Raw genomic sequence first — 24,239 nt, forward strand, 5'->3', positions numbered from 1 at the left:
AGTAGCTGTTTTTCAGGTTTCCGGCCGTGTTGGCAGCCAGCATATTGGTGTTGAGGGAGACCATCACGCGCCCCCTTCAGCAGCGGCGAAGGACGCGCGACAGTGCAGGATTTCAGCAATGATTCCGGGAAGACAGGATGCTACGGAGACGGCAGGGCGCAGCCCGGAGGAGAAACCCGCGCCCACTGGCGGAAGCGGCGCGGGAAGGCTGTTAAAACGCGGTGTTAATGTGTGTATATAGCAAGAATCGTACACAACAGCGAAGCATTCCGCGTGTCGTGGACGCCGGAAGCACTATGACGGTGTGGATCGTGCATCATGATACCTCATGCCTGTCCGCGTCGTGGATCCGCCGACATGCCCGTCCGGGCGGGGGGCTTCCTTCTTCTCATCGGTCAGTATCCCGGCGGCGTTATGCCCCCGCGTGTTTGTATGCAAGGTTCGCGCCAGGAAACTCTTTCTCCCTGCCATGGCAGGCGTCGGCGCCCCCCGCAGTCACTGGAGGCGGGTATAGACGCTGGGCTTCAGGCCGCTGCCCGCGGGCATGTTTTCCTGCAGCAGGGGCATCAGGTCCGGCGTGATGGGCACCGTTCCCGTGGCCTTGGCGATCACCTCGTTGCCCGTGGTGGTGATGAGGCTCATGGTGAAGCGCACCTGTTCGCCGCTGATGACGTAGGTCCCGGCAAGAATGGCCTGGCCGATGCCTTTTCTGCCGGCGAGCCTGGGCACGGACCGGGTGAGGATGAACTCGCCGGTGCGCCTGTCGAAACGGATATCCTTGCCTTTCCGCAGCTCCTCATAGCGGTAGCCCTTGTCCACAAGGGCGCTGGAGACTTCCTCCAGCATCTGGCGGGCCAGCGGGTTTGCCTGTTCCAGATCGTTGATGCTGGCCGGGGTGGTGCCCATGATGAGGATGCGCGAGCGCGCGAGCGCGCGCAGCTCTTTTTTGCTCACGTCCTCGCTGGTTCCCGCATAGCGCATCATGAGCTGCTCATCGAGCTGGTCGGCGATGTCCTCGCCGGCGCGGGGCACATTGCCCGCAGCGGCGGCAAGGGGAAAGAGCAGGGCGGCGAGCACGAGGATGATGACAAGAATGCGGCACATGGCGTACCTCAGCGCATGGTGCGGATCATCAGCTCCACACCGGCAAGTTCGCGTTTGATGATGGCGAGGTCCGCATCGTTCCGGCAGAGGGAAAGGGCGAGCACATAGCTTTGCCGCGCCAGTTCAAGGCGGCCTTCTTCACGATATTCCCGGGCCTGTTCCACATATTCCCAGGTGGCGTTGGGTCCGCGCTCGACGCGCGTGTTCTCCCGCGCGCCGCAGCCGGAAAGGGGAAGCGCAAACAGCGCCACGAGGAGGAAAGGCAGAAGCATTCGCATGGCGATTTCCGGTGATCCTGACTGTCGTTTCCCAATCATTTGCCCTGAACGATCCTGATGGAGCAGCTGCGCAACGAATCCGCCGGGGACGAAAGCGGCCCGTAGAGTCCGCCGCTGATGCGCGGCGCCGCCGGCTTTGCCGCGGCGGCGGACGTTGCCGGGGGGGGCGCTGCCGGGGGGTCGCTCTTGCCCATGCGGGCGACCACGGGCGTGTTGACCAGAACGAGCTGGCCCGTCCGCAGCACGAGTCCGTCAGACGCCCGGACAAGGCGCACATTGACGAAGGTGGCGTCCTTGTCCACATAGTAGGTGCCCACCACCAGCGCCGCCCATTTCTGCCCCTGCGTCGGCACGATCTGGTTGGCGACGAGGGCGAGGTCGTCGCGGCCGCCCACCACGGAGATATTCCCGGTCAGCCGGTATTCGCGCGTGGGAAAGCCCCGCTGGTTGAATTCATAGAACATGGATTCCGCCATGAGGCGCCCCAGCGGCGAGGAACGCGACGTATTGTTTTCGTCCACAAACGAGGTGGGCATCGCCACAAAGCCCTGGAGGGCGTCGTTGGGCACGGTGGCAAGCATCTGGTCCGCCAGCTCGCGGCATTTGAGCTTAAGCTCCACCGCATTCACATATCCGGCGTCATTGGGCGTGCCCCTGGAGCTGCACCCGGCCAGAAGGGCGAGCAGAAAAATGCCGAAAAGCGCGAGACGAAACCGATTCTCCATGACGACCTCACCGTGCGGGGACAGGCTCGTACGTTATATCGGCACCGTGGGCGGAAACTTGAGGCGTTCCGCCGGGCCGTTCGTGCCGGGGCGCACGCTGTCGCAAAAAACTCTGCAAGATATATTCCAAAAACGGGCTTGGCTTGCCCACGGAAATAGCGTAGGTTCCAGCTTTGTCAATGGCCGCCGCCGGAAAGACGGCGTGCCGCTCCTGTCGGGCGGCTGCGCGCAGCAGGGGCATGGCCCGCCGCGGCGGCAGGATTTTCCGCGCGTCAGCGCGCCCCCGGTGCCTGAGCGCAAAGATCCTGCGCGGAATCTTTGCGGGAACGTTCGCGGAAGAACGTGGTTTTTCGCTCACTCACGGCGGCCGCGCCGCCGCAAATGTAATGCCTGCCTTTGCAGGCGCACACCAGCAGCAGGGAGGCGGGGTCCTGTATGGGCGGGAACAGCCGCGAGGTGCGGCTCGGCACGTTGCGTATCGGCGGCGGCGCGCCTGTCATGGTGCAGAGCATGACCAATACCGACACCCGCGATGCCGCGGCCACTGTGGCCCAGATCCGCCGCCTTGCGGCGGCCGGGTGCGAGGCGGTGCGCGTGGCTGTGCCCGACGAATCCGCCGTGCGGGCGCTGCCCGCCATCCGCGAGGGTTCGCCCGTGCCGCTCATCGCGGATATCCATTTTGACCACCGGCTTGCCGTCGCCGCGCTTGAGTCCGGTCTTGAAGGGTTGCGGATCAACCCCGGCAATATCGGGCCAGCGGCCCATGTGGACCGCGTGGTGGACGCGGCCAAGGCCCACGGGGCGGCGATACGCATCGGCGTCAACGGCGGCTCGCTGGAAAAGCCGCTGCTCGCGCGCTTCGGCGGCCCCTGCCCCGAGGCCCTGGTGGAAAGCGCGCTGGGGCATTTGCGCCTGCTGGAGCGGCGTGGTTTTTTCAACGTCAAGGTCTCGCTCAAGTCGTCCTCCGTGCTGGACACCATTGCGGCCTACCGGCGCATGCGCGCGGTCTGCGATTGCCCGCTGCACATCGGCGTCACCGAGGCGGGCGGCTCCATGCGCGGCACGGTCAAGTCCGCCGTGGGGCTGGGCATCCTTTTGCATGAAGGCATCGGCGACACCCTCCGCGTTTCGCTCACCGCCGACCCCGTCGAGGAGGTCGCCGTGGCGTGGGAGATCCTGCGCGCGCTGGGCCTGCGCGCGCGCGGGCCGGAACTTATTTCCTGCCCTACCTGCGGCCGGACGGAGATAGATCTTTTTGCCCTGCTCCGCGCCGTGGAAGAGCGCCTTGCCGGAACCGCCGCCCCCATCAGGGTGGCGGTCATGGGCTGCGTGGTCAACGGACCCGGCGAAGCGCGGGAGGCCGATATCGGCCTTGCCGGGGGGCGTGACAAGGGCATCATTTTCCGCAAGGGCGAGGTCGTGCGCGTGGCGCGCGGGCAGGAAGCCCTTCTGGCGGCGTTCATGGAAGAGCTTCAGCAGCTTCTCGATGGCGACGAAAATCGCGCCGTTCGTGGCGCGGGACCGGCATGAGCCGGCGGTCTCCCTCCCTCCGGCCCCTAACATCCAGCTCCGGAAAGGACCAACATGCGTTTCAGCTCCTGTTATATCCCCACGCTCAAGGAAAGCCCGGCGGATGCCGAGGTCGTCAGCCACAAGCTTTTGCTGCGCGCCGGCATGGTGCGCCGCCTGACCTCCGGGCTTTATATCTATCTGCCGCTCGGGCTTAAGGTCATCGGCAAGATCGCCAACGTCATCCGTGAGGAGATGGACGCCGCGGGCTTTCAGGAGCTGCTCCTGCCCATGGTCCAGCCGGCGGACCTCTGGAAGGAGACCGGCCGCTGGGAGCATTACGGCAAGGAGCTGCTCCGCTTCCGTGACCGCAACGAGCGCGAATACTGCCTCGGCCCCACGCATGAGGAAGTCATTACCGACCTGGTGCGCGGCGAGGTGCGCTCCTATCGTCAGCTTCCGGTGCGCCTGTACCAGATACAGACCAAGTTCCGTGACGAGATACGGCCCCGCTTCGGCCTCATGCGCGGGCGCGAGTTTCTCATGAAGGACGCCTATTCCTTCGATGCGGACATGGAAGGCGCCCAGAAAAGCTATCAGCTCATGTATGACGCCTATGTCCGCATCTTCACGCGGCTGGGCCTGCGCTTCCGCGCCGTGGAGGCGGACACCGGCTCCATCGGCGGCAACTTCTCGCACGAGTTCATGGTCCTCGCCGATACCGGCGAGGACACCATCGCCGTCTGCGATTCCTGCGAATACGCGGCCAATGTGGAGCGCGCGGAGTCCGTCTGGAAGGGCGAGCCTTGCACCGATGCCTGCCCGGACATGGAGACCGTGGCGACCCCCGGCGCGCATACGGTGGAAGAAGTGACGGCCATGCTCGGCATTCCGGCCCGGCAACTGGTCAAGACCATGCTCTTCAGCGTTGACGGCGAAACCGTGGCCGTGCTCGTGCGCGGCGACAGGGAGGTCAACCCGGTCAAGCTCAAGAACCTGCTCAAGGCCCAGAACGTGGAGCTTGCCGCCTCGGCGGCGGTGGAGGCGCTGACCCAGGCGCCCCTGGGCTTTGCCGGGCCTGTGGGCCTGCGGCTGCCCGTCTATGCCGACCTGGAGCTTCAGGGCGCCACCGGCTACGTCACCGGGGCCAACAAGGGTGATGCCCACCTGCGTAATGTGGACCTGAACCGTGACGCGAACATCACCGCCTGGGCCGACCTGCGCGAGGTCATCGAGGGCGATGTCTGCCCGCGTTGCGGCGGCCGTCTCTCGCTCACGCGGGGCATCGAGGTGGGGCACATCTTCATGCTCGGCCTCAAGTACAGCTCCAGCATGCACGCGGCGTTCCTGGATGAGAACGGCAAGGAAAAGCTCATGATCATGGGCTGCTACGGCATCGGCGTTTCGCGCGTGGCCGCGGCGGCCATCGAGCAGAACCACGACGAGGCGGGCATCGTCTTCCCGCCGCCGGTGGCGCCGTTCGACTGCATCCTGCTCAACCTTGACCCGCGCGACGCCGATGTTTCGGCCAGGGCCGGGGACGTGTACGCCGCCCTGGAAAAGATGGGAGTGGACACCCTCCTGGACGACCGCGAGGAACGGCCCGGCGTCAAGTTCAAGGATGCCGACCTGCTCGGCATCCCGCTCCAGCTCGTGCTCGGCGGCAAGGGGCTGGCGCGCGGCGTGGTGGAATGCAAGGACCGCAGGAGCGGTGAAAAGACCGAGCTGCCGCTCGACGGCTTTGCGGAGGCCTTTGCCGCCTGGGCGGAAACCGTGCGCCAGGGGTGGGCCGCCCGCGCGTGACGCGGCAGTGCGGCGGCATGGCGGCGCGCGAGATGCGGGAAATGGACGGCGGGGGCGGCACCGCGGAGGAGAAAAAGACGCAGTCTCCCGGCGGCGACGCATCCCCCGGCATGGAGCCGGAGGGCATCCTCTCCGTCAGGGCTTTGACCGAGCGCCTGCGCCGCACGCTGGAAACGCGCTATCCCTTTGTCTGGGTGCGCGGCGAGGTGAGCAATCTCTCGCGTCCGGCCTCGGGCCATGTGTATTTCAGCCTCAAGGACGCGGAGGCGCAGCTCCAGTGCGTCTGGTTCCGCAGCCGCCAGCGGGAAACGCGCAACTTCGACCCGCTCACGGGCGAGGTCTTCGACGCTCCCCGCCCGTCGCCGCTGGCGGCGCTCGCCAACGGACGGGAACTCCTGTGCGCGGGGCGCGTCAGCGTCTATGCCCCGCGCGGCCAGTATCAGCTGGTGGTGGAGTTCGTCCAGCCGGCAGGCGCCGGGCTGCTGGCCCAAGCCTTTGAAGAACGCAAGCGGCAACTGGCGCAGGCGGGCTATTTTGCGCCGGGGCGCAAGCGCAAGCTGCCCTGGAACCCGCGGCGTGTGGCCCTGCTCACCTCGCCGGGCGGCGCGGCCATCCATGATTTTCTCGAGCTGGCGCAGGCGCGCGGCTGTGCCGCCGAGATCCGGCTGTTTCCCGTTTCCGTCCAGGGGGAACGGGCGGTGCCCGAGATCGTGGCCGCACTGGAAGAGTCCAACGCGCAGGGCTGGGCGGAGGTCATCGTCCTCATCCGGGGCGGCGGCTCGCTGGAAGACCTCTGGGCGTTCAACGAGCTTCCCGTGGCGGAGGCGGTTTTCCGTTCCCGGCTTCCGGTGCTGGCGGGCATCGGGCACGAGGTGGACGTGAGCCTGGCGGATCTCACGGCGGATCAGCGCGCGGCCACGCCGTCCCACGCGGCGCAGTTGCTCTGGCCGCTGCGGGCGGAATTGCGTCAGGGCCTGGACGATCTGGAAATGGCGCTCGGCCGGGCCATGGCGCTGCGTCTTGAGCGGGCGGCGCATGCGCTGGACACGCTTGCGCGTGGCCTTGCCTGGGCTTCGCCTGTCCGGCGGCTGGAGCGCCTCGGCGAGCGCCTTTCTGTGCTGGATGCCGCGCTGGCGGGAGGCACGCGCCGATGGTGGGAAGAAAAGGCGCGCCTTCTGGAGGAGCTGGAACGGCGGCGGCGTTCCGCGTTCACGCGGGAGACCCTGCGCGGGGGGGAGCTTCGGCTGGATATGCTGGCGCGGGCCTTGTCCCCGCTCGTCAGCCGGCGCATCACCACCGCCGCTGCCGCGCTTTCCGCTCTGGAAGGGCGGCTTGGGCGCGCCGCCGCCGATATGCTCGGCGCCCGCGCCGTCGCGCTTGAGCGGCTGGAACTCACACTGGCGGCCCGCGATCCCCTGGAGCCGCTGGAACGCGGCTATGCCCTGCTGTCCCGCGAGGACGGGGCGCTGGCGCGTTCCGTTGCGGATTTTGCGCCGGGCGACCGGCTGCGCGCGCGTCTGGGCGATGGCGTCCTTACCGCGCGCGTGGAAGCGGCGCGGGCATCTCGCGCCGGAAGAGGAAATCGCGAATGAGCACAGTGAGGAAACGGTCGTTCCCGCAGCGGGCGCTGCCCCTCTGGGGCGTGGTCGTGGTGGCCGCCGTCCTGGCATGGAGCGCGCCTGTCCTGTGCGCCCCCGGGCGCGCGCATCTTGCCGCGCCGGAGAGCGTGGCGCGCGGCGATGCGTTCGTGGCCGGGCTGTCGTTGGCGCAGCCCGCGGAACAGGTGAACTTTTTCTGGCGCGGCAGGCGCCATGCGGTGGCCGCGCGGGAGGTGCCCGACGCCTCGGGGGGCGCGCCGGTCTGGCGCGCGGAGATCCTCTTGCCGGCGCCGCTGGAGGAAAAGGCCGACCGTCTGACCCTGGGGGCCTGCATCGGCACGGGCTGTTCCGCGCCGGAAGCCACGCGGCCCGTCCGCCTGCATGATCGCAAGCGCCCGGTGCAACGGCTCACCGTTGACAGAAAGTATGTCGCTCCGCCGCCGGAAGAGGCCGCGCGCATCAGGCGTGACCGCGAGAAGGTCCGCGCCGCGCTGGCGGGGCATCTGCCGGAACGCCTCTGGAGCCTGCCGCTGGAACGCCCGGTGCCGGGGACGGTTTCCAGCCTGTTCGGCATGAAGCGCGTTTTTAACGGCCAGCCGCGCGGCATGCACCGGGGGCTTGATCTGCGCGGCGCGCAGGGCACGCCCATCCGCGCCTGCGCCGACGGCGTGGTGGCCCTGGTGGACGACCTGTATTTTTCCGGCAATGCGGTCTATATCAATCACGGGGACGGCGTGTTCAGCTCCTATCTGCACATGTCCAAACCTCTGGTCACGCCGGGGGAACGGGTGCGACGCGGTCAGGTGGTGGGCCTTGTGGGGGCTACCGGGCGCGTTACCGGCCCGCATCTGCATCTCGGACTCATGGTGCAGGGGGAATCCGTGGACCCGCAGCCGCTGCTTGCCCCTGTTGCGCGCGAGGAGCCGCGAGGAGGCGTGAACGAATGAAGACCAGAAAACCCGCCCGGTTCGAGGACGCCATGGCGCGCCTTCAGGAGATCGTCACCGCGCTTGAGGACGGTCAGCAGCCCCTGGACAAGGGAATAGCCCTGTACAAGGAAGGCGCGGCCTGCGCGCGCTTCTGTCGTGAACAGCTTGAAAAGGCGCGGCACGAGATCTCCGTCTGGCAGGAGGGCGAAGCTGTGCCCTTCACGGACAGGCCGTGCGCCGGAAGCGGGACGCACGCCGGGGAGGAAGACGCATGAATGCCCCCAGGGAAACCGAACGCGCGACGCGCATGCCGGAAATCATGGAACCGGCGGCCATGAAGGAACTGCTCACGCGGCGCGCCGCCGCCGTGGAACGCTGGCTCGCCACCTGCCTGGACGGCCGCGAGATGCCGCCCAGGCTCCGCGAGTCCATGCTCTACAGCCTCCAGGCGGGCGGCAAGCGGCTCCGGCCCGTGCTCTGCCTCACCTGCGCGTCGCTCTGCGGGCTTGAGGAAGAACAGGTGATGCCCTTTGCCGGCGCCATTGAGATGATCCATACCTATTCGCTCATCCATGACGACCTGCCCGCCATGGATGATGACGATCTGCGCCGGGGCAAACCGTCGAACCACAAGGCCTTTGACGAGGCAACGGCCATCCTCGCCGGGGATGGACTCCTGACCGATGCCTTTGCCTGCATGTGCCGGGCGCGCATCTCCGCCCGGGAGCTGCTCGCCGCCATTGCGGAACTGGCGGGCGCGGCGGGTTCCTCGGGCATGGTCGGCGGCCAGGAATGGGACATGATCCATACCGGCCGTCCCTCCGTGAGCCTTGGGGAGCTTCAGACCATGCACGCCATGAAGACCGGGGCGCTGCTCCGCGCCTCCTGCGTGTGCGGGGCGCTCCTTGCCGGGGCGGACGGCGCCGTGGTGGACGCCATCGGCGAGTACGGCTCGGCGCTCGGCATGGCCTTCCAGATTGCGGATGACATTCTGGACGTCACGGCGGATACGGCCGTTCTCGGCAAGCCCGCCGGCAGCGACGCCGCCCAGGGCAAGAACACCTATCCTTCCATGGTGGGCCTTGCTGCCAGCCGGGAACTCGCCCAGGCGCAGGCCGCCCGCGCCAGCTCCGCGCTTGCGGACCTTGCGGGTCCGGAAGCGGCGTTTTTGCGCGCCCTGGCGGACTATACCGTGAGCCGGGCCTGCTGACATGGCGGCGAGCGCTCCCCGGGGGAGCGTCCGTCTTGCGGACATCACCGATCCCGCGCAGCTGCTCGGTCTGCCTGACGCGGAACTTGCCCGGCTTGCCGCTGAGGTGCGTGAACGGATCATCACCACGGTGGCCGCCAACGGCGGTCATCTTGCCCCCTCGCTGGGCGTTGTGGAACTGACCCTTGCCCTGCTGGCGGAATTTGACCTGAATCGGGACAAGCTCATCTGGGATGTGGGGCATCAGGCCTATGCCCACAAACTGCTCACGGGCCGGGCCGCGGAATTTTCCGGCCTGCGGCGTTTTGGCGGCCTTTCCGGCTTTCCGCGCCGGGCGGAAAGCCCCTATGACCATTTCGGGGTGGGGCATTCCTCCACATCCATCTCCGCCGCCCTGGGCATGGCCGAGGCAAGGGACCTTGCCGGACTCAGGCACCATGTCATCGCCGTTATCGGCGACGGATCGCTCACAGGCGGAGAGGCCTTTGAGGGACTCAATCTCGCGGGGCATATGGGCCGCAGGCTCATCGTGGTGCTCAATGACAACGAGATGTCCATTTCGCCCAATGTGGGCGCGCTTTCGCTGTTCCTGAGCCGCACCCTTTCCCGGCGCTGGGTGCGGCAGACGCGGCGCGAGGTGCTGCGCTTTCTCAGGAGCATTCCGCGCATCGGCCAGAAACTCGCGCTCTATGCCATGCGCGGCGAATGGAGTTTCAAGTCCTTCTTCACGCCCGGCATGCTCTTCGAGGCGCTGCGCTTTACCTATATCGGCCCGGTGGACGGGCACGACATCGCCGCCCTGCGGCGTCATCTGCAAATGGCGGCAGCCGTGGAGGATGGCCCTGTCCTGCTGCATGTCCGCACGCGCAAGGGCAAGGGCTACGCCCCGGCCGAAAACGATCCCACGAGATTTCACGGCGTGGGGCTGTTCAACCCCGAAACGGGCGAACCCGTCGCCCCGGCGGGCCAGACGCCGCCACCCGGCTTTACCAGCGTTTTTGGCGAAACACTGGTGCAACTGGCGGAAAAGGACAGGCGCATCATCGCCATCACGGCGGCCATGCCCGAAGGTACGGGAACGGACAAATTCCGCGCCCGGTTTCCGGAACGTTTTGTGGATACCGGCATCTGCGAGCAGCATGCCGTGACCTTTGCCGCGGGGCTTGCCAGTCAGGGCTTCAGGCCGGTGCTGGCGATCTATTCCACCTTCCTCCAGCGCGGCTATGACCAGGTGGTGCATGACGTCTGCCTGCAGAACCTGCCCGTGACCTTCTGCATCGACCGGGCCGGGCTGGTGGGGGCGGACGGGTCCACCCATCACGGCGCCTTTGACATCGCCTATCTGCGGCATGTCCCGAACATGCGCCTGCTGGCCCCGCGCAATGAGGACATGCTCCGTCATTGCCTGAAGACCGCGCTGGAACTGGATGGTCCCTGCGGCGTGCGCTATCCGCGTGGCGCGGGGGTGGGCGTGGAGCGCACGGGCGCGCCGCGCGCGCTCCCCGAGGGACGCGGTGAAGTGCTGCGCGAGGGGAGCGGCCTTGCCATCATCGCGGTGGGACCCTGCGCGCATACGGCCTTGAAGGCCGCGAGCCGCATCGAGTCCGGGCTGGGCGGCGCCCCGCTGGTTTTTGACCCCGTCTGGCTCAAGCCGTTGCCCGAAGCCCAGCTTGCCGATCTGGCGCGCCGTTTCGACCGCCTGCTTTTTGTGGAGGAAGGAACGCTTGCCGGCGGTTTTTCCTCAGCCGTTCTTGAGTATCTGAGCGATGCCGGTCTGTTGCGCGGGCAGCGCATCCGCCGCCTCGGCCTTGGGGATGTTTTTGTGGAACACGGCTCCCAGGCCGAGTTGCGCAGCCTTCAGGGACTGGATGTGCGCGGGGTGACGGAAGCGGCGCTGGCCTTGCTCCGCGAGGGCTGAACCGCCTTAGAGCGGTTTGGTAAGGAAAGTATCCAAACCGCTCTGGCGCCCGCGCCGGAATACGGCGGAAAGCAACGCTTTTTCGCCGAAATGACGGCAGAGAAATCTGATAAAGATATCTGTTTTGCAGATATTTTCAAACTCCGTTATGGTTTTTTCAGCGAGGAAAAGAGGTTTTTCCGTTGGCCGCCCGAAGCGGAGCGAAGGGCGGGGGCTGTCGCCGCAAGGATCCGAAAAAATAAGATTTTTTTTGCGCTGGCAAGGAAGTGGACGATTTTTGGAGGGAGTGTACTCACGTACATGACCGACAAAAATCGTCCAGTGACGCGACCGAAGGCGGCGCGAAGCGCCGTGCCCGTTCGAGCGAAGCGAGGTACGGGCATCGTCCGCAACGCGTCAGGCCAGCGCAAAAAAGGCTGTTTTTGACGGATGATTGTGGCATTGCACAAGCTGCCACATCCCAAGCCATCAGTCACAAAATTAATAGGTCCAGACCCTAAAGCGGACGCAGCCGCCGCGCACCAGGGCTTCCACAGCTCCGGGAAGCTGAAAGTGCGTATTGCCGCGTCCTTCCCGCAGGGCAGCGTCCAGCGCCAACAGGGTGGCGGCCCTGGGCTGGCCGTGACTGTCTCCTTCGCTCCTCCTGCTTTCCTCCCCGAGCGCGCGGCAGGCCCGGACATAGAGGCGCAGCCGCGCCGCCGGATGGAGCGCGGCCAGCAGAGCGCGCGGCAGGGTGATCGCCGGCGCGCCGTTTTCCATCCCTTTCTGCCAGGGGTGCGCGGTCAGCGCGCGGTCCAGCGTTTCCTCCCAGAAGTTCCCGTCCAGGCTCCCCAGCCGGTGCAGGGTGGCAAGGCCCCTGTCCAGCGCGGGATTTTCCCGCCGCAGCAGCGGCAGGACTTCATGACGCAGGCGGTTGCGGCGATAGTCGAGGGACGCATTGCTCGCATCCTCGCTCCAGCGGATGCCGAGATGCCGCAGCAAGGCGCGCAGGGCTGCGGGGGCGGTAAAGAGCAGGGGACGGAGCAGGTGGCGCGCGTCATCGCGGGGCGCCATGCCCGCGAGGCCCGGCCAGCCCGCGCCCCGCGTGAGCCGGAGGAGCACATCCTCGCTCAGGTCGCCCGCATGATGCCCCAGAAGTATCCAGTCGGCGCCCAGGGCCGCGCGTTCCTCTTCCAGCAGGGCGTAACGCACCCTGCGTCCCGCCTCTTCCAGGCCGCAGCCCCATGCCGTGGCCGCGGCCGCCACATCGGCGCGGCGCATCGCGCAGGGGATGCCCAGATCCCGGCACAGCGCGCATATCCGGCGCGTCTCCCCGCGGCTTTCCGGCCGCAGGCCGTGATCCACGCTCAGGGCGGACAGGCGCAGGTCCATGCGCGGGGCAAGCAGGCGCAGCAGGACCGCAAGCGCGGTGGAATCCGCCCCGCCGGAAAGGGCGAGCAGCAGATGCGAGCCGGGAGCAAGGCCAAGCTCCCGCCGGCAGAAGCGTTCGATATGGAGGCAGAGGCGGGCGTCCCCCGGCGGCAGGTCCTGGAGCGCGGGCGGCGGAAAAGGGCGGGGCTGTGCCGGGCCGGGTGCTGCGGGCACGCCTCATTCCCCGTGGCCGCGCCGTCCGTGCGGCGCGTCGAGGGCAAAGATGCGGCGCACCAGGCTGACGCGGGCGGGCGCGCCCTCGCGCGCCATGCCGTCTTCCTTGAGAAACATGATGGGAGCGTGATTGAGCTTGTGCGCGATGGCGTGGGCCATGGCCGTGATGGCCGCGCGCTGCGTGTCGTTCAGCGGACCGAGGCGTTTGAGGGTCCGCGCCAGTTCCTCATCGGCGGCGCGTTCGCCCCTGTGGACAAGGTCAACGATGGTGGGCTGGCTTTCAAGGCTTTGCAGCCAGCGGGAAAACTGCGCCACCTCCTCGTCCAGAATGGCCTCGGCCTTGGCGGCTTCCTCACGGCGCCCGGCGAGGTTCTCTTCCACCACCTCGCGCAGGTCGTCGATGTCGTACAGATAGACGTTGTCCAGCCCGTTGACGTCCGGGTCGATGTCACGCGGAACGGCGATGTCGATGAAGAACATGGGCCGGTTCTTGCGCGTCCTGAGCACGGCACGGAGGTCGCGGGCGCGGATGACGGGTTCCGGCGAGCCGGTGGATGTGATGACGATATCGGCTTCGGCGATGCGGGCGCCCAGTTCGTCAAAACCGGCTGCCCGGCCATGGAAGCGTTTTGCCAGCTCCACGGCGCGTTCGCGGGTGCGGTTGACGACGACGATCTCGTCGATGCCCGCCTGAAGCAGATGCATGGCCGCCAGTTCCGCCATTTCGCCGGCGCCCACCAGAAGCGCCCGGTGGGTGGGCATGTCGCCGAAAATGCGTCGGGCCAGTTCCACGGCGGCATAACTGATGGAGACCGCGTTGGCGGCCACGGCGGTTTCCGTGCGGACGCGTTTCGCCACGGAAAAGGCCTTGTGCAGGAGGCGATTGAGGATGACGCCCGTGGAATGGCTCTCCACCGACTTTCTGTAGGCCTGCTTGAGCTGGCCCAGGATCTGCGGTTCGCCCAGCACCATGGAATCCAGGCTGGAGGCCACGGCGAAGAGATGGCGCACGGCCTTGATATCCCTGTGTTCGTACAGATAGGGCGTGAGTTCCTCCGGGTCGGCATGCCGCGCCCTGGCCCAGGACCGCAACAGGCATTCGCGGATCTCTCCGCCTCCCGCGCCCACGCCCACCAGTTCCACGCGGTTGCAGGTGGACAGGATGAGCGCCTCGGCCACCGGGCCGCCACAGGGAATGGCCCAGGTCTCAGGGGCGCAATGCTCGGCCAGCGCGAAGCGCTCGCGCACATCCACGCCCGCCGTGCGATGGTTCAGCCCCACAAGAACGATGTCGTGCCGCATACGCCCCGCCTACCCGCGCACAAAGGCGTGATGCGTTTCCATAAAGGCATTGACCACAACGAGAGAAAACAGCGAGAGCAGAAAGATGAAAACGGCAAGCCGCGCCGGTTTGCGGCCCTTCCAGCCATTGGCGAGCCGGTTGTGGAAGAGGACGGCAAGCAGAAGCCAGACGAGGAGGCTCACCACTTCCTTGGGGTCGCCGGTGAAGGCGCTTCCGAAGACAGGCCGCGCCCAGAAAAGGCCCGTCACGATGCCCGCGGTATAGAGGGGAAAGGCCGTCAGGGCGCAGAAGGCATTGATCCTGTCGAGGATGGCGAGGGCCGGCATGTCCTGCCAGATGCCGCGCATGCGTTGCTTGCTCTTGATGCGTCGTTCCAGAAACAGGAAGAGCGCTCCGGCGGCAAAGGCCAGCGTCAGCAGGCCAAGGCTGAGAAAAAGGGCGCCGATATGCAGGGCGAAAAAGGACGCCCGGAGCGACGCGGGCAGGGGCACGGCCAGTTCCAGCCAGGGGGTGGACATGAGAAAGAGGATAAGGCCGAGCAGCGCCGCGAAAATGAGCGGCGCCTCCTGCCGGAAGCGGAGCCACAGCACCAGCCCGCACAGGAGGATGAACCAGGCGAGCATCTGGAGATAGGCGCCGAGCGTCAGGCCGCCGGGATGCGCGGCATGCGCGCCGAGCGCGAGGATGAGCGTCTGGCAGACAAAGGCCACGCCCGCGAGCGCGCACGCGGCCCGGCGCCAGGCGACACGGCGGGCCAGCATGCCCATGAGACCGATGGCACCCGCGAGCGCATAGACCGTCAGGGCAATGGCCGTGGAGGCATCAGGCGCGAGAAGGTCAGCGAAACTCATGTGATTCTCCGTCAATGACGGTGCGGGGGGCAGTTTCCTGCGTCAGGAACGCTTCGGCGCACGCCTCCGCAAGCGGGGCGGCATGCGCGGCCAGGGGGGGCGGCAGCTCCGCCGCAAGCCAGTCGCGGCACCGGGCGTATTCGCCCGCGGCCAGCCATGAACCCAGCGGCGAGGCCGCCACTTTGCGGAACAGCTGCCTATTGTGCCGCGTATCGTTCCCCATGGCAAGGACCAGAGGCCTGAGCCGCCCGAGAAACCACGCCAGGGCCGCATGCGGAGCCAGCCAGTCTTCCAGCTCGTGACGCATCTGCCGCGCCAGGGCCGGGCTTGCTCCTCCGGTGGAAAGCGCGGCGCACAGGTCCCCGTTGCGCGCGACGGCGGGCACGGCGAAGTCGCCGAGTTCCGGGGCGCTCGCGCAATTGCAGAGCACCCGCGCCTCGCGGCACAGTCCGGCAATGCGCGCATTTTCGCGCGGATCGCCAGTGGCGGCAAAAACCAGGCGGCTTGCACGTACGTCATCAGGAGTGCAGGCGCGGCGCTCCAGACGCACGCGGGCGTCCGCCATGATGAGGCGCGCGTCGTCAGCTCCGGAAGCGGACTCCGGCGCTGTCCGCGGCTGGCAGGTATCCAGCGCCAGCACGGAACCGACCCCGCAGGCCAGCAACCCGGCGAGCTTGCGCCTGCCGACTTCACCCAGACCGACCACAAGGCAGTGCTCGCCCTCGAGAGAAAGAAAGAGCGGATAGGCAAAGGGCATGGCGTCTCATCCTCGATGACTATGACGGAGCCGCATCCCGCGGCCGCGCCCAAGCATACAGAAGGGCGCGCCGATTGCAAGGCCGGGCACGCTCTCTTGCCTCTTTGCGGCATCCTGTCTATGCTGGGAAGTTGCGGGCGGCGCGCGGACGCGCCTTGCTGCGGCCTTATCGTCCCGGAACCAGAGGAGTTGTCATGGCACTGAGCATCGGCATCGTCGGGCTGCCCAATGTGGGCAAATCCACGCTTTTCAACGCTCTGACCCGGGCGCAGAATGCACAGGCGGCCAACTATCCCTTCTGCACCATCGAGCCTAACAAGGCCACGGTGGCCGTTCCGGATGCCCGCGTGGACGCTCTCTCGCGCAAGGTCACGCCGCAGCGCACCATCCATGCCCAGGTGGACTTCATCGACATTGCGGGCCTGGTGCGCGGCGCCAGCAAGGGAGAGGGCCTGGGCAACCAGTTCCTTGGCAATATCCGCGAATGCGCGGCCATCGTGCAGGTGGCGCGCTGCTTTGAGGACGAAAATATCGTCCATGTGGACGGCAGCGTGGACCCGCTCCGTGATGTGGAGACCATTGAGACGGAGCTGCTCCTGGCGGACATGGAAAGCGTGGAGAAGCGTCTGGAGCGTCTGCGCAAGGCCGCCAAGGGCAGCAAGGAGGCCAAAGCGGCGGCTGAGGTCATGGAGGAACTGCTCGCGCATCTCGATGCCGGCAAACCCGCCTCTGCCTTTTCCCTGCCGGAATCCAACGACGCCTTTCTCACCTCCTGGCGGGAGCTTGGCCTGCTCACGGCCAAGCCCGTCATCTATTGCGCCAATGTGGATGAGGACGCCATGGCCGAAGGCAATGCCCACTCCGAAAGGCTCCGCGCCCTGGCGGAAGAGCGCGGCGCGGGCTTTGCCCGCATCTGCGCGCGCCTCGAAGAGGAGCTGCAGGGCCTGCCCGACGAGGAGCAGGCGGAATTGCTGGCTTCCTACGGTGTGGAGGAAAACGGTCTTGGCCGCATCATCCGTACCGGCTATGCCACCCTGGGCCTGTGCAGCTATTTCACCGCCGGGCCGGACGAAGTGCGCGCCTGGACCATCCGCACGGGCTGGAAGGCGCCGCAGGCCGCGGGCGTCATTCACACGGATTTTGAGCGCGGCTTTATCCGCGCCGAGGTCATTTCGTATGCCGACTACATGAGCCACGCCAGCGAGGCGGCCTGCCGGGCCGACGGTGTCCTGCGCGTGGAGGGCAAGGACTATGTGGTGCAGGACGGGGACGTCATGCACTTTCTCTTCAATGTGTGAGGGGAGCGGCTCCCGGAACTCCCGGAGCGCGCTCCGTCAGCAGTCATTTCCGAGCTTGTTGCGTACCTGACGGCACAGGCCCATGAGCGCGTCGTATTCGTGCCGCCGCAGATGCGCGCGGCCGAAAAGCCGGCGCCAGGGCAGGAGAAAATACTCGGGATTGTCGCCGTGCAGGACGTCCAGCGTCAGGAGCATGGCCTTGAAATTCTCCATGAGGCGCTCCTGCTCCGCCGCGGTGATGCCGCGCGCGCCGGTCGGCGCCCCGCCGTCGGGTCCGGGCGCGGGCGTTTCCGGACCCGTGGTGCCGCCCCGCTGCGCGCGGGAACACTCGTACAGCAGGAGAAGGACCGCCTGGGCCAGGTTGAGCGAACTTGCCTCTCCCGCTGTGGGAATGGTGACGAGGCGGTGGCACAGAAGCAGCTCTTCATTGCTCAGGCCCCGGTCTTCTGAACCGAACACGAGCGAAATGCCATCGCCCGCGCGCACGGCCTGTGCCGCCACGCTTCCGGCCTGGTCGGCCGTGAGCACGCTTTGGCGCCAGCCGCCGAGGCGCGCGGTCGTGCCCATGACAAGGCTGCTGCCTGCCACTGCCTCCGCCAGCGTGGGGACCACGCGCGTGGCTTCGAGCACGGGCAGGCCCTTGGGGGTCGCCAGGGGACGCGCCTTTTCGATCTCCCAGCGCTCGGGCGCCACAAGACAGAGGCGGGAACAGCCCATATTGGCGCAGGCGCGGGCGGCCATGCCGATATTTTCGGGAAAGCGCGTCCTGACGAGCACCACTTCAACGGCATGCAGCGGCACGGAACACCTCAGCAGCACAGCTGCGCGCCCTGCAGGAACAGGCGGACGACTTCCGCCGGGGCCTCGGGCATAGTGGCGGGCACGGCCGCGGGCGCTTCAGGCCAGATGCGGTGGGCGGTGAGGGCGATCATGGCGGCCCCTGTGCCGCATTTGCAGACAGTGCCGAGGAAGCGCCCCATCATGGCGCCCATGGCCGCATTCATGGCTTCACTGGCGGGGCGCCCCTTATACAGCTCCATGGCGTAGCAGCCGAGCCACGCGCCAACGAGGGCGCCCAGCAGGGCGCCGAGGCCCCAGAAGAGCGGCGCCAGCAGGATGGCGCCCACAAAGGCGCCCACCATGCCGGCGAAGGTTCCCGAAGAGCTGGAGCCGTAATGGCGCGCCTTGACCACCTGGACACCCAGTTCCAGCGCCTCGCCAAGCAGGCCGAAGCCCACCATGACCACCCAGAACCAGACGTCAAGGGAACCGGACGCCGGAGCCGCCAGCTTCCAGAGGGCCACAAGGCCAAGGATGATCCAGTTGGCGGGCAGCCCGAAGATATTGAGGAACAGCACAAAACAGAGGAGCGTGATGAAGGCTCCCGCCAGAAGAGACGCAAGAGGAAAGAGATCCATGCCGTGTTTCTTCTACTTCTTCACGCGCAGGTCGCGCACGCGTACGGCCTTGCCCTCCGTACGGGGCAGGCTGTTGCTTTCCACCAGCTCGACGCTCGGCGTGACGAGGATCTCGTCGCGCAGGCGCTGGGCGATGACCTTTTGCAGATTGTGGAGGACGCGCATGTCTTCCACGAAATACTCGTCGCGGATCTCCACCTGGACGCGCATGACGTCGCCAAAGCCGTCGTTCTCCAGCAGGATGAGGTAGCTTTGCCCCACTTCGGGAAAGGTCATGATCACTTCCTCAATCTGCATGGGGTAGATATTGACGCCCTTGACGATGAACATGTCGTCCGCGCGGCCGAGGATGCGGTCCATGCGTCGGTGCTGTCGCCCGCAGGAACAGGTGCCGGGGAGGAAGCGGGTGAGATCGCGCGTGCGGTAGCGCAGGATGGGCATGCCCTGGCGGCAGAGGCTCGTCATGACGAGTTCGCCCACTTCGCCCTCAGGCATGGGGGCGCCTGTGGCCGGGTCCACGATTTCGGGGATGTAGGCGTCCTCCCAGATGTGGAGGCCGTCCTGCGCCAGGCATTCAAAGCCCACGCCGGGACCGTTCATTTCGGAAAGGCCGTAGGAGTTGTAGGCCTTCATGGCGAAGAGTTCCTCGATACGGCGGCGGAATTCTTCCGTATATGGCTCGGCGCCCACCAGGGCGATACGCAGGGGAAAGTCGCGCGGGTCCTCGCCCATGGTACGCAAATGCTCGCCGAGAATGAGCGCGTAGGAAGGCAGGATGTGCGCCACCGTGGTGCGGAAATCCCTGGCGAGCTTGATCTGGCGCCGCGAATTGCCCGCGCCCGCGGGAATGGTCATGCAGCCGAGCCGCTCCGCGCCGAAATGGATGCCCAGTCCTCCCGTGAACAGGCCGTAGCCCGACATGTTCTGAAAGACATCGTCGCGGCGCACGCCAACCATGTACATGCAGCGGGCCATGAGATCCGACCAGGAATTGATGTCGTTCTGCGTATGGCAGATTGCCACTGGCGAACCGGTGGTGCCGCTGGAACAGTGCATGCGAACGATCTCGCCCTGGGGCACGCACAAAAGCCCCGTGGGATACTGGGAGCGCAGATCGTCCTTGGTGGTGAAGGGGATGCGCGCAAGGTCGTCAAGGCTCCGGATCGCGTCCGCGTCAATGCCCGCTTCATCCAGCCGTTGGCGGTAAAAGGCGCAGCGCCGCGCCTGGGCGACAGTTCCCTTCAGGCGCGTCAGCTGCGTGTCGGCGATGTGGTCACGGCTCCAGAGTTCGGCAGGATCAAAAACGTCCATCAGTCATCCTTGGTATAGAAGAGAAGAAGTGGCGGCACGCCACGTCAGGAGTGGGGGCGCGCCTGCGCCCAGCCGTGGAGGATGCCGAAACAGCCCGCATGTGGCATGTCACCGTACGGTGCGATGTTGCGGCCATGGCCTGACAGAAGGTTTCGGCGAGGCCCGAGCAGATAGGTGGGCGCAAAGCTGCCTGCCGCCTCGCAATGTTCGCCGAATGCCGTCCCGTGGCCGCCGCTGGCATGGACATCCTCGGCGGGGAGCCAGCGCAGACGCAACTGCCGCAAGTCCTCCAGCAGAAGCGGCAACTCGCGCCGGTCGGTATGGTGCTCATACAGGCCGCAGACACGCCCCCGGTACACCAGCGCCGCCAGGGTGTGCTCGTTGCCCGCGTTGATGATGGTGATGCCTTCGCGAAAGCTGCGTTCCACCACGTCAGCGTCACAGAGCGCCCCAAGGATGGCGCAGGTGGCGGTGTCCGCCACGGGGCCGCCGGTTTTCGACTGGAGCGCCCGCAGACGGTCCATGGACCCGGGAGCCTGCGGGTAGATCCAGCGGCTGGGGTCGGGATCCGCGGCGAGCAGGGCATCCCAGCCTTTCATGCGCTCTTGACGTTCGTCCCCGGCGTGCGCGCCGGTATCCTGCGCGGCGGCCAGGATCATGTGGGGCTGGGGCAGGGCGGAAAGCCGGAACAGGCTGTCCCAGAATCCGGGCGAGAAATCTTCCAGATGAACGGGCACACAGGTCGCCGGGCAGCTCTCCGTGATGGTGACGCCAAGAGCGCGCACGGTCTCCACCCCACCAATGGCGCGGGCGGCGGCTTCAGTGGCGGTGGCTGTCAGGCCGGCGGCAATATGTCCGCGCAACGCGTCCAGAAAGCCGTTGCCCATGATGCCGCCGTAGAGCCAGAGGCCGTTCTTGAGCAGCGTCAGCTCGCGGATGCGCTGCCCCACGAGCCGGGCCGGTGAGGGCAGGATCCATCGGGGCCAGTTGCCGCATTCCTGTCCCGGACGCGCCAGCAGGGCCTTTTGGGTGCCGCTGCCGATGTCCAGACAGAGCACTGGTCCGGTTTCCCGCAAGAAAAGGTGTACTTGTTCATCCATTTCCGTTGTCGGCTCCCGCGCGGAAAATCGCCGCCTGACTGTGATACCCGCAAATCCTGCATCAACGCAAGCCCGGGAAGTTTGCTGAAGGCGCAAAAAATGCTTGCCAAGTTTGGTAAAGAAAGCTAAGTATCTTCCTCACGCCGAGGTGGTGGAACTGGTAGACACGCTATCTTGAGGGGGTAGTGGCAATTGCTGTGCGGGTTCGAGTCCCGCCCTCGGCACCAACAAAGATTTCACGCACATTCGAGAAAGCCCGCAAAGCCTTGAGTCAAGCGGGCTTTCTCTGTTTTTAGCGTTCGTCTGTGTTCGCTAAAGTCCGTTGATAGCCGCGAGAAAAGGGGGCAACAATGGGGGCAAGTCAAGCGCTGACAGTTGCCCCCTGCCGGAGTTGCCCCCATGCCCTTCAAATTGACGGATACCGCCATCCGCGCGGCCAAGCCCAGGGAAAAACGCTACAAGCTGGCGGCTGGTGAAGGTCTGTACGTTGAAGTTGCCCCCAGCGGGGGCAAGTGGTGGCGTATCAAGTATCGTTTCGGGGGCAAGGAAAACGTCTTTCCCTCGGCGTCTATCCTGCCGTGGGATTAAAAGAGGCGCGGAACCGGGCAATGACGATGCCGGGCATGCCGCATGGCAGAGGTGGAGCCGGGCCTTTCCTCCTGCCGTGTGCAGCCCCGCCGTGGGATTCAAAGACCTTGGCGAGATGCACCGGGCCGCGCTGACGCCGCCGCTGCGGGAAGAAATCCCCACGGCCGGGGAATGGTTCACCGCCGCGCTCCAGCTTGCCGCGGAATCGCGCGGAAAGCGGCGGAGGAGCTGGCCGGAGGCAACGCGCAGGGTATTGAGACTGTGGGCACTGACCCCAATATGTTCTTTTGAGCATGAGAAGCCCCCCGGCAGGAGGGGACAGGATTTCCTTCCTGCCGGGCATATTTCACCTTGCCGGGCGCATTCCGACTTTTTTATTTTCGTGGCTCTGAAGGGCATTTTCGGGGCAAATTGTGGGGGAACAGTACGCACGCGCGAGGGCAAAAGAAAGGCCGCCCGGAGAGAGCGGCCATTGGTTGCGTTGGGAAAGTACGGCATCAGGACTTGAGAAAGAACTTGGCCCAGACGCCTACGCAAAAAACCAGGACTCCGACAAGGGCAAAAGCCGTCCACGCGCTCATTGTTTGGCCTCCCATGCTGTCAGGATATAACTGCCAAGCAGGAAAGCTCCTGCCAGCCAAATGCCGTCCGTTTTTTCCTGAAAGACACCCAGGGCGATACCGACAATCGCAAGTTTTTGCATGGTGTCCGCTGTGAGTTTCAAGATGGCTTTTTTCATATCCGCCTCACACCTCACAGATACCCACTAAGCGGCCCGCTGTCCATGCCGGAGCCTTCCGCCTGCCGGAGAAATGTTTCACGGAAATGGACGTGACACGAGTAGCACGATTTTTCAGGGGCGGAATACCGTTGCGGATTGCCAGCAAGCTTGCAGACTTGTTGCAGGAATGACTGCTGGGTATTTTCTTGATGACAGGGAATATGATAGTGATGCCCTGATTGTATCACTCAAGAAAGACGGCATTCAGCCAGGCATTCCACCGCGGAAAATTCGCAAAAGTTTGAGAGCTGATGACAAGCATAAATATCTCCAATCATGGCCGCAATCTGGTGAGCAAGGTCAAACGCAGGTATCATGAACGGGGCAAGGAGCAACGCTCCCTATATTGGGGAAGTACCTCGTCCGGCGTTCCGTCCATGATGATCCGGCCATGCTCAAGCCAGATGATCTTGTCGCACTTTTCGACAGTCGTGAGCCTGTGCGCGATAAGGAGGCAGGTCACATGCCCGGGCAACGAATCCAGCGTCTGCTGGATAAGATTTTCGTTGGCCTGATCCAGGGCACTGGTGGCTTCGTCAAAGATGAGCAGTTTTGGTTCCGTGTACAAGGCACGAGCGATGGAAACACGTTGCGCCTGTCCGCCGGAGAGACCTTCCCCGTTTGCGCCGATGGGGCGTTCCAGTCCCAGAGGATGTGCGTCTGCAAAATCAAGCGCTGCCAAACGGCATGCCGTGTGCAAACGCCCTGTATCCGCAGTGTGTCCTCCCGCGGCGAAGGCAATGTTTTCGGCCAGCGTTCCGGCGAAGAGAAAGGGATTTTGTGGCACAAAGCCGGTGTGCAGGGAAAGTGCCGCCCCCTGGGACGGCGTCATGGGGCGGCCGTCCAGCAGGATGCGTCCTTCCTGCGGTGGCAGCAGCCCGCTCAGTATCCCCGCAAGGGTACTTTTGCCTCCGCCCGAGGAGCCGATGAGACCGATTTTTTGTCCGCAGTGCAATGTCAGGCAGATATGGTCCACGGCATTACTTTCCGCCCCAGGGTAGCGGAAGCAAATGTCCTCGAGCATGATGGTTTGCGGGAAACGAAACTCCGCGTCCGGCTCCGGCGGTGTGCGGGATTGCGTGTCCCGCAGTTGTTCCAGCAACTCGAGTACTGCACTGGCCTGGGGCAACAGTGCGCGGACCTCAATATGCAGGCTGACAATGCGGTTGAAAAAGGGCAGAACACGCCAGGCCGTGAGGATCAGCATTGCCAGGGCCTCAGCGATACGGGCCGGGGCCGCATGCTGCACATGCACCATGAACAGAACGGACAGAACGACTACGACAAAGCCTGTGACCTCCAAGATCCAGGAAGGCAACGTGACGGCAATGCTGATGAAGGAACGGGGTCGGCGCCCTGCCGATGCGCCTATTCTGATCCGTTCGAGAAAGTAGTCCTGCTGGTGATGGATGAGCACCTCGCGGATGCCGCCGGTAGCCTGCATGAGGGCGCGATTTTCTTCCCTGTCGCTGTCGGCAATGGCGATGGCGTTTGCATCGACATTTTTACGCAACACCGCATACAGGATGCCCCCGATGGTTCCCGTGATGCCGAGGACCAGGCATGTCAGCACAGGGTCGTGACCGACAAGGCTGAGAAACAGCACGAGAATGGTCAATGCGTACGAGTAGATGGAAAGCAGATGCGTCAGCATGGCGCCCAGTACGCCGCGCCATGACATGATCTGGAAGGTGTTGCCCCCTGCGGGAGAAAGATGCCAGGCATAGTCCATATGCAGATAGCGCCGCATGATCTCTTCGCCGACGGCCAGGGAGATGTCCTGCCCCAGCAAGGCGATGGAGCGGGCGCAGATATAGCTCATATAGTTTTTGGTTGCGCTGACCGCGACCACCACGATTCCCGAGAGCAGCAGCAGATTATGGGGATGCGCCGCCCATGCGCCGAGTCCCGGCAGCAGAAAGAACAGCGTGCGGTAAAAGATGTTTTCGCGCAGGACGTCCGGATCGCCCACAGCCAGCCCCATGCCGGTGAGCGTGAGGATGAAGCCCAGCTCCAGAAGACTTTGAACGGTCATCAAGCCAAAAATCAGTGCGGACCGCAGCCGCAGGCGGCGATCCAACAGCCGCAGGATGCGGCGAAGGCCGGAGACGGCAAAAAAATGGGAAACAACCATCATGGTCTGTCTCCTCGTAGCCCACAGCATACGCTATTAG

Annotated in this window: 22 protein-coding genes and 1 tRNA gene; 10 read left to right on the forward strand and 13 right to left on the reverse strand. The window is 65.5% G+C overall.

Annotated elements, in window-relative coordinates:
• Positions 1-495: 495 nt before the first annotated feature.
• The 3 genes from QZ294_RS01015 to QZ294_RS01025 are packed head-to-tail and all read right to left on the reverse strand — an operon-like array spanning position 496 to position 2,107.
• Entirely contained in the window at positions 496-1,104 is a 609-nt protein-coding gene (locus QZ294_RS01015) for a FlgO family outer membrane protein (RefSeq protein WP_297045418.1), read from the reverse strand.
• Positions 1,105-1,112: 8 nt separating this feature from the next.
• Positions 1,113-1,382, reverse strand: coding sequence for a hypothetical protein (locus QZ294_RS01020; RefSeq protein WP_297045421.1), 270 nt, complete (start codon positions 1,380-1,382; stop codon positions 1,113-1,115).
• A 35-nt stretch (positions 1,383-1,417) separates the two neighbouring features.
• A complete protein-coding gene (locus QZ294_RS01025) occupies positions 1,418-2,107 on the reverse strand; it encodes a FlgO family outer membrane protein (RefSeq protein ID WP_297045424.1) in 690 nt (229 codons plus the stop codon).
• Positions 2,108-2,542: 435 nt separating this feature from the next.
• On the opposite strand from QZ294_RS01025, the gene ispG reads away from it, so the two are divergent.
• The 7 genes from ispG to dxs are packed head-to-tail and all read left to right on the forward strand — an operon-like array spanning position 2,543 to position 11,074.
• Positions 2,543-3,637, forward strand: coding sequence for a flavodoxin-dependent (E)-4-hydroxy-3-methylbut-2-enyl-diphosphate synthase (gene ispG / locus QZ294_RS01030; protein ID WP_297045427.1), 1,095 nt, complete (start codon positions 2,543-2,545; stop codon positions 3,635-3,637).
• A 54-nt stretch (positions 3,638-3,691) separates the two neighbouring features.
• Positions 3,692-5,419: a proline--tRNA ligase gene (locus QZ294_RS01035; RefSeq protein ID WP_297045430.1), complete on the forward strand. Its 1,728-nt coding sequence runs from the start codon at positions 3,692-3,694 to the stop codon at positions 5,417-5,419.
• Positions 5,416-7,011 carry an exodeoxyribonuclease VII large subunit gene (gene xseA, locus QZ294_RS01040; protein ID WP_297045433.1) on the forward strand — a complete coding sequence of 532 codons (1,596 nt, stop codon included), beginning with the start codon at positions 5,416-5,418 and terminating at the stop codon, positions 7,009-7,011. Before QZ294_RS01035 ends, xseA begins: the two co-directional genes overlap by 4 nt.
• Positions 7,008-7,964, forward strand: coding sequence for a M23 family metallopeptidase (locus tag QZ294_RS01045; RefSeq protein ID WP_297045437.1), 957 nt, complete (start codon positions 7,008-7,010; stop codon positions 7,962-7,964). The genes xseA and QZ294_RS01045 overlap by 4 nt, the downstream gene beginning before the upstream one ends.
• Positions 7,961-8,221: an exodeoxyribonuclease VII small subunit gene (gene xseB, locus QZ294_RS01050; RefSeq protein WP_297045440.1), complete on the forward strand. Its 261-nt coding sequence runs from the start codon at positions 7,961-7,963 to the stop codon at positions 8,219-8,221. The genes QZ294_RS01045 and xseB overlap by 4 nt, the downstream gene beginning before the upstream one ends.
• A gap of 44 nt (positions 8,222-8,265) precedes the next feature.
• On the forward strand, positions 8,266-9,156 hold the full coding sequence (locus tag QZ294_RS01055) for a polyprenyl synthetase family protein (protein ID WP_297045944.1): 891 nt from the start codon (positions 8,266-8,268) through the stop codon (positions 9,154-9,156).
• Between the two features lies 1 nt (position 9,157).
• On the forward strand, positions 9,158-11,074 hold the full coding sequence (dxs, locus tag QZ294_RS01060; RefSeq protein ID WP_297045443.1) for a 1-deoxy-D-xylulose-5-phosphate synthase: 1,917 nt from the start codon (positions 9,158-9,160) through the stop codon (positions 11,072-11,074).
• Between the two features lie 480 nt (positions 11,075-11,554).
• Here dxs and tilS read toward each other — a convergent pair whose 3' ends face one another.
• Genes tilS through QZ294_RS01080 form a run of 4 tightly spaced genes read right to left on the reverse strand, consistent with a single transcriptional unit; the run spans position 11,555 to position 15,569 of the window.
• The gene (gene tilS, locus QZ294_RS01065; RefSeq protein WP_297045445.1) at positions 11,555-12,658 is read right to left on the reverse strand and encodes a tRNA lysidine(34) synthetase TilS; all 1,104 of its coding nucleotides are present in this window, start codon (positions 12,656-12,658) and stop codon (positions 11,555-11,557) included.
• A gap of 3 nt (positions 12,659-12,661) precedes the next feature.
• Positions 12,662-13,960 (reverse strand): glutamyl-tRNA reductase, encoded by a 1,299-nt coding sequence (hemA, locus tag QZ294_RS01070; RefSeq protein ID WP_297045448.1) that lies wholly within the window; start codon positions 13,958-13,960, stop codon positions 12,662-12,664.
• A 9-nt stretch (positions 13,961-13,969) separates the two neighbouring features.
• Complete coding sequence (gene ccsA, locus QZ294_RS01075; protein WP_297045451.1) at positions 13,970-14,812, reverse strand: cytochrome c biogenesis protein CcsA; 843 nt, start codon at positions 14,810-14,812, stop codon at positions 13,970-13,972.
• Positions 14,799-15,569 (reverse strand): bifunctional precorrin-2 dehydrogenase/sirohydrochlorin ferrochelatase, encoded by a 771-nt coding sequence (locus tag QZ294_RS01080; RefSeq protein WP_297045453.1) that lies wholly within the window; start codon positions 15,567-15,569, stop codon positions 14,799-14,801. Before QZ294_RS01080 ends, ccsA begins: the two co-directional genes overlap by 14 nt.
• 194 nt (positions 15,570-15,763) lie before the next feature.
• Here QZ294_RS01080 and ychF point away from each other — a divergent pair, with 194 nt between their 5' ends.
• Positions 15,764-16,867 carry a redox-regulated ATPase YchF gene (gene ychF / locus QZ294_RS01085; protein WP_297045456.1) on the forward strand — a complete coding sequence of 368 codons (1,104 nt, stop codon included), beginning with the start codon at positions 15,764-15,766 and terminating at the stop codon, positions 16,865-16,867.
• 36 nt (positions 16,868-16,903) lie between these two features.
• On the opposite strand, the gene QZ294_RS01090 is transcribed toward ychF, so the two are convergent.
• From QZ294_RS01090 to QZ294_RS01105, 4 genes are read right to left on the reverse strand one after another with little or no spacing between them, the layout of a single operon-like run.
• Positions 16,904-17,668 (reverse strand): RNA methyltransferase, encoded by a 765-nt coding sequence (locus tag QZ294_RS01090; protein ID WP_297045458.1) that lies wholly within the window; start codon positions 17,666-17,668, stop codon positions 16,904-16,906.
• 8 nt (positions 17,669-17,676) lie between these two features.
• A complete protein-coding gene (locus QZ294_RS01095) occupies positions 17,677-18,285 on the reverse strand; it encodes a DUF456 domain-containing protein (protein WP_297045461.1) in 609 nt (202 codons plus the stop codon).
• A 12-nt stretch (positions 18,286-18,297) separates the two neighbouring features.
• On the reverse strand, positions 18,298-19,596 hold the full coding sequence (locus QZ294_RS01100; RefSeq protein WP_297045464.1) for a phenylacetate--CoA ligase family protein: 1,299 nt from the start codon (positions 19,594-19,596) through the stop codon (positions 18,298-18,300).
• A gap of 44 nt (positions 19,597-19,640) precedes the next feature.
• On the reverse strand, positions 19,641-20,696 hold the full coding sequence (locus QZ294_RS01105) for a DUF1786 family protein (protein ID WP_297045467.1): 1,056 nt from the start codon (positions 20,694-20,696) through the stop codon (positions 19,641-19,643).
• A gap of 142 nt (positions 20,697-20,838) precedes the next feature.
• Between QZ294_RS01105 and QZ294_RS01110 the strand changes: the two genes are divergently transcribed.
• Positions 20,839-20,923, forward strand: a tRNA-Leu gene (locus tag QZ294_RS01110).
• Positions 20,924-21,095: 172 nt separating this feature from the next.
• Entirely contained in the window at positions 21,096-21,284 is a 189-nt protein-coding gene (locus QZ294_RS01115) for an Arm DNA-binding domain-containing protein (RefSeq protein WP_297045470.1), read from the forward strand.
• Positions 21,285-21,861: 577 nt separating this feature from the next.
• Here QZ294_RS01115 and QZ294_RS01120 read toward each other — a convergent pair.
• Together QZ294_RS01120 and QZ294_RS01125 are read right to left on the reverse strand one after the other, a co-directional pair.
• Positions 21,862-22,023 carry a hypothetical protein gene (locus tag QZ294_RS01120; protein WP_297045472.1) on the reverse strand — a complete coding sequence of 54 codons (162 nt, stop codon included), beginning with the start codon at positions 22,021-22,023 and terminating at the stop codon, positions 21,862-21,864.
• A gap of 355 nt (positions 22,024-22,378) precedes the next feature.
• Positions 22,379-24,229 (reverse strand): ABC transporter ATP-binding protein, encoded by a 1,851-nt coding sequence (locus QZ294_RS01125; RefSeq protein WP_297045475.1) that lies wholly within the window; start codon positions 24,227-24,229, stop codon positions 22,379-22,381.
• Positions 24,230-24,239: the final 10 nt, after the last annotated feature.

Source organism: uncultured Desulfovibrio sp. (genome assembly GCF_910584445.1).
Classification (GTDB): domain Bacteria; phylum Desulfobacterota; class Desulfovibrionia; order Desulfovibrionales; family Desulfovibrionaceae; genus Desulfovibrio.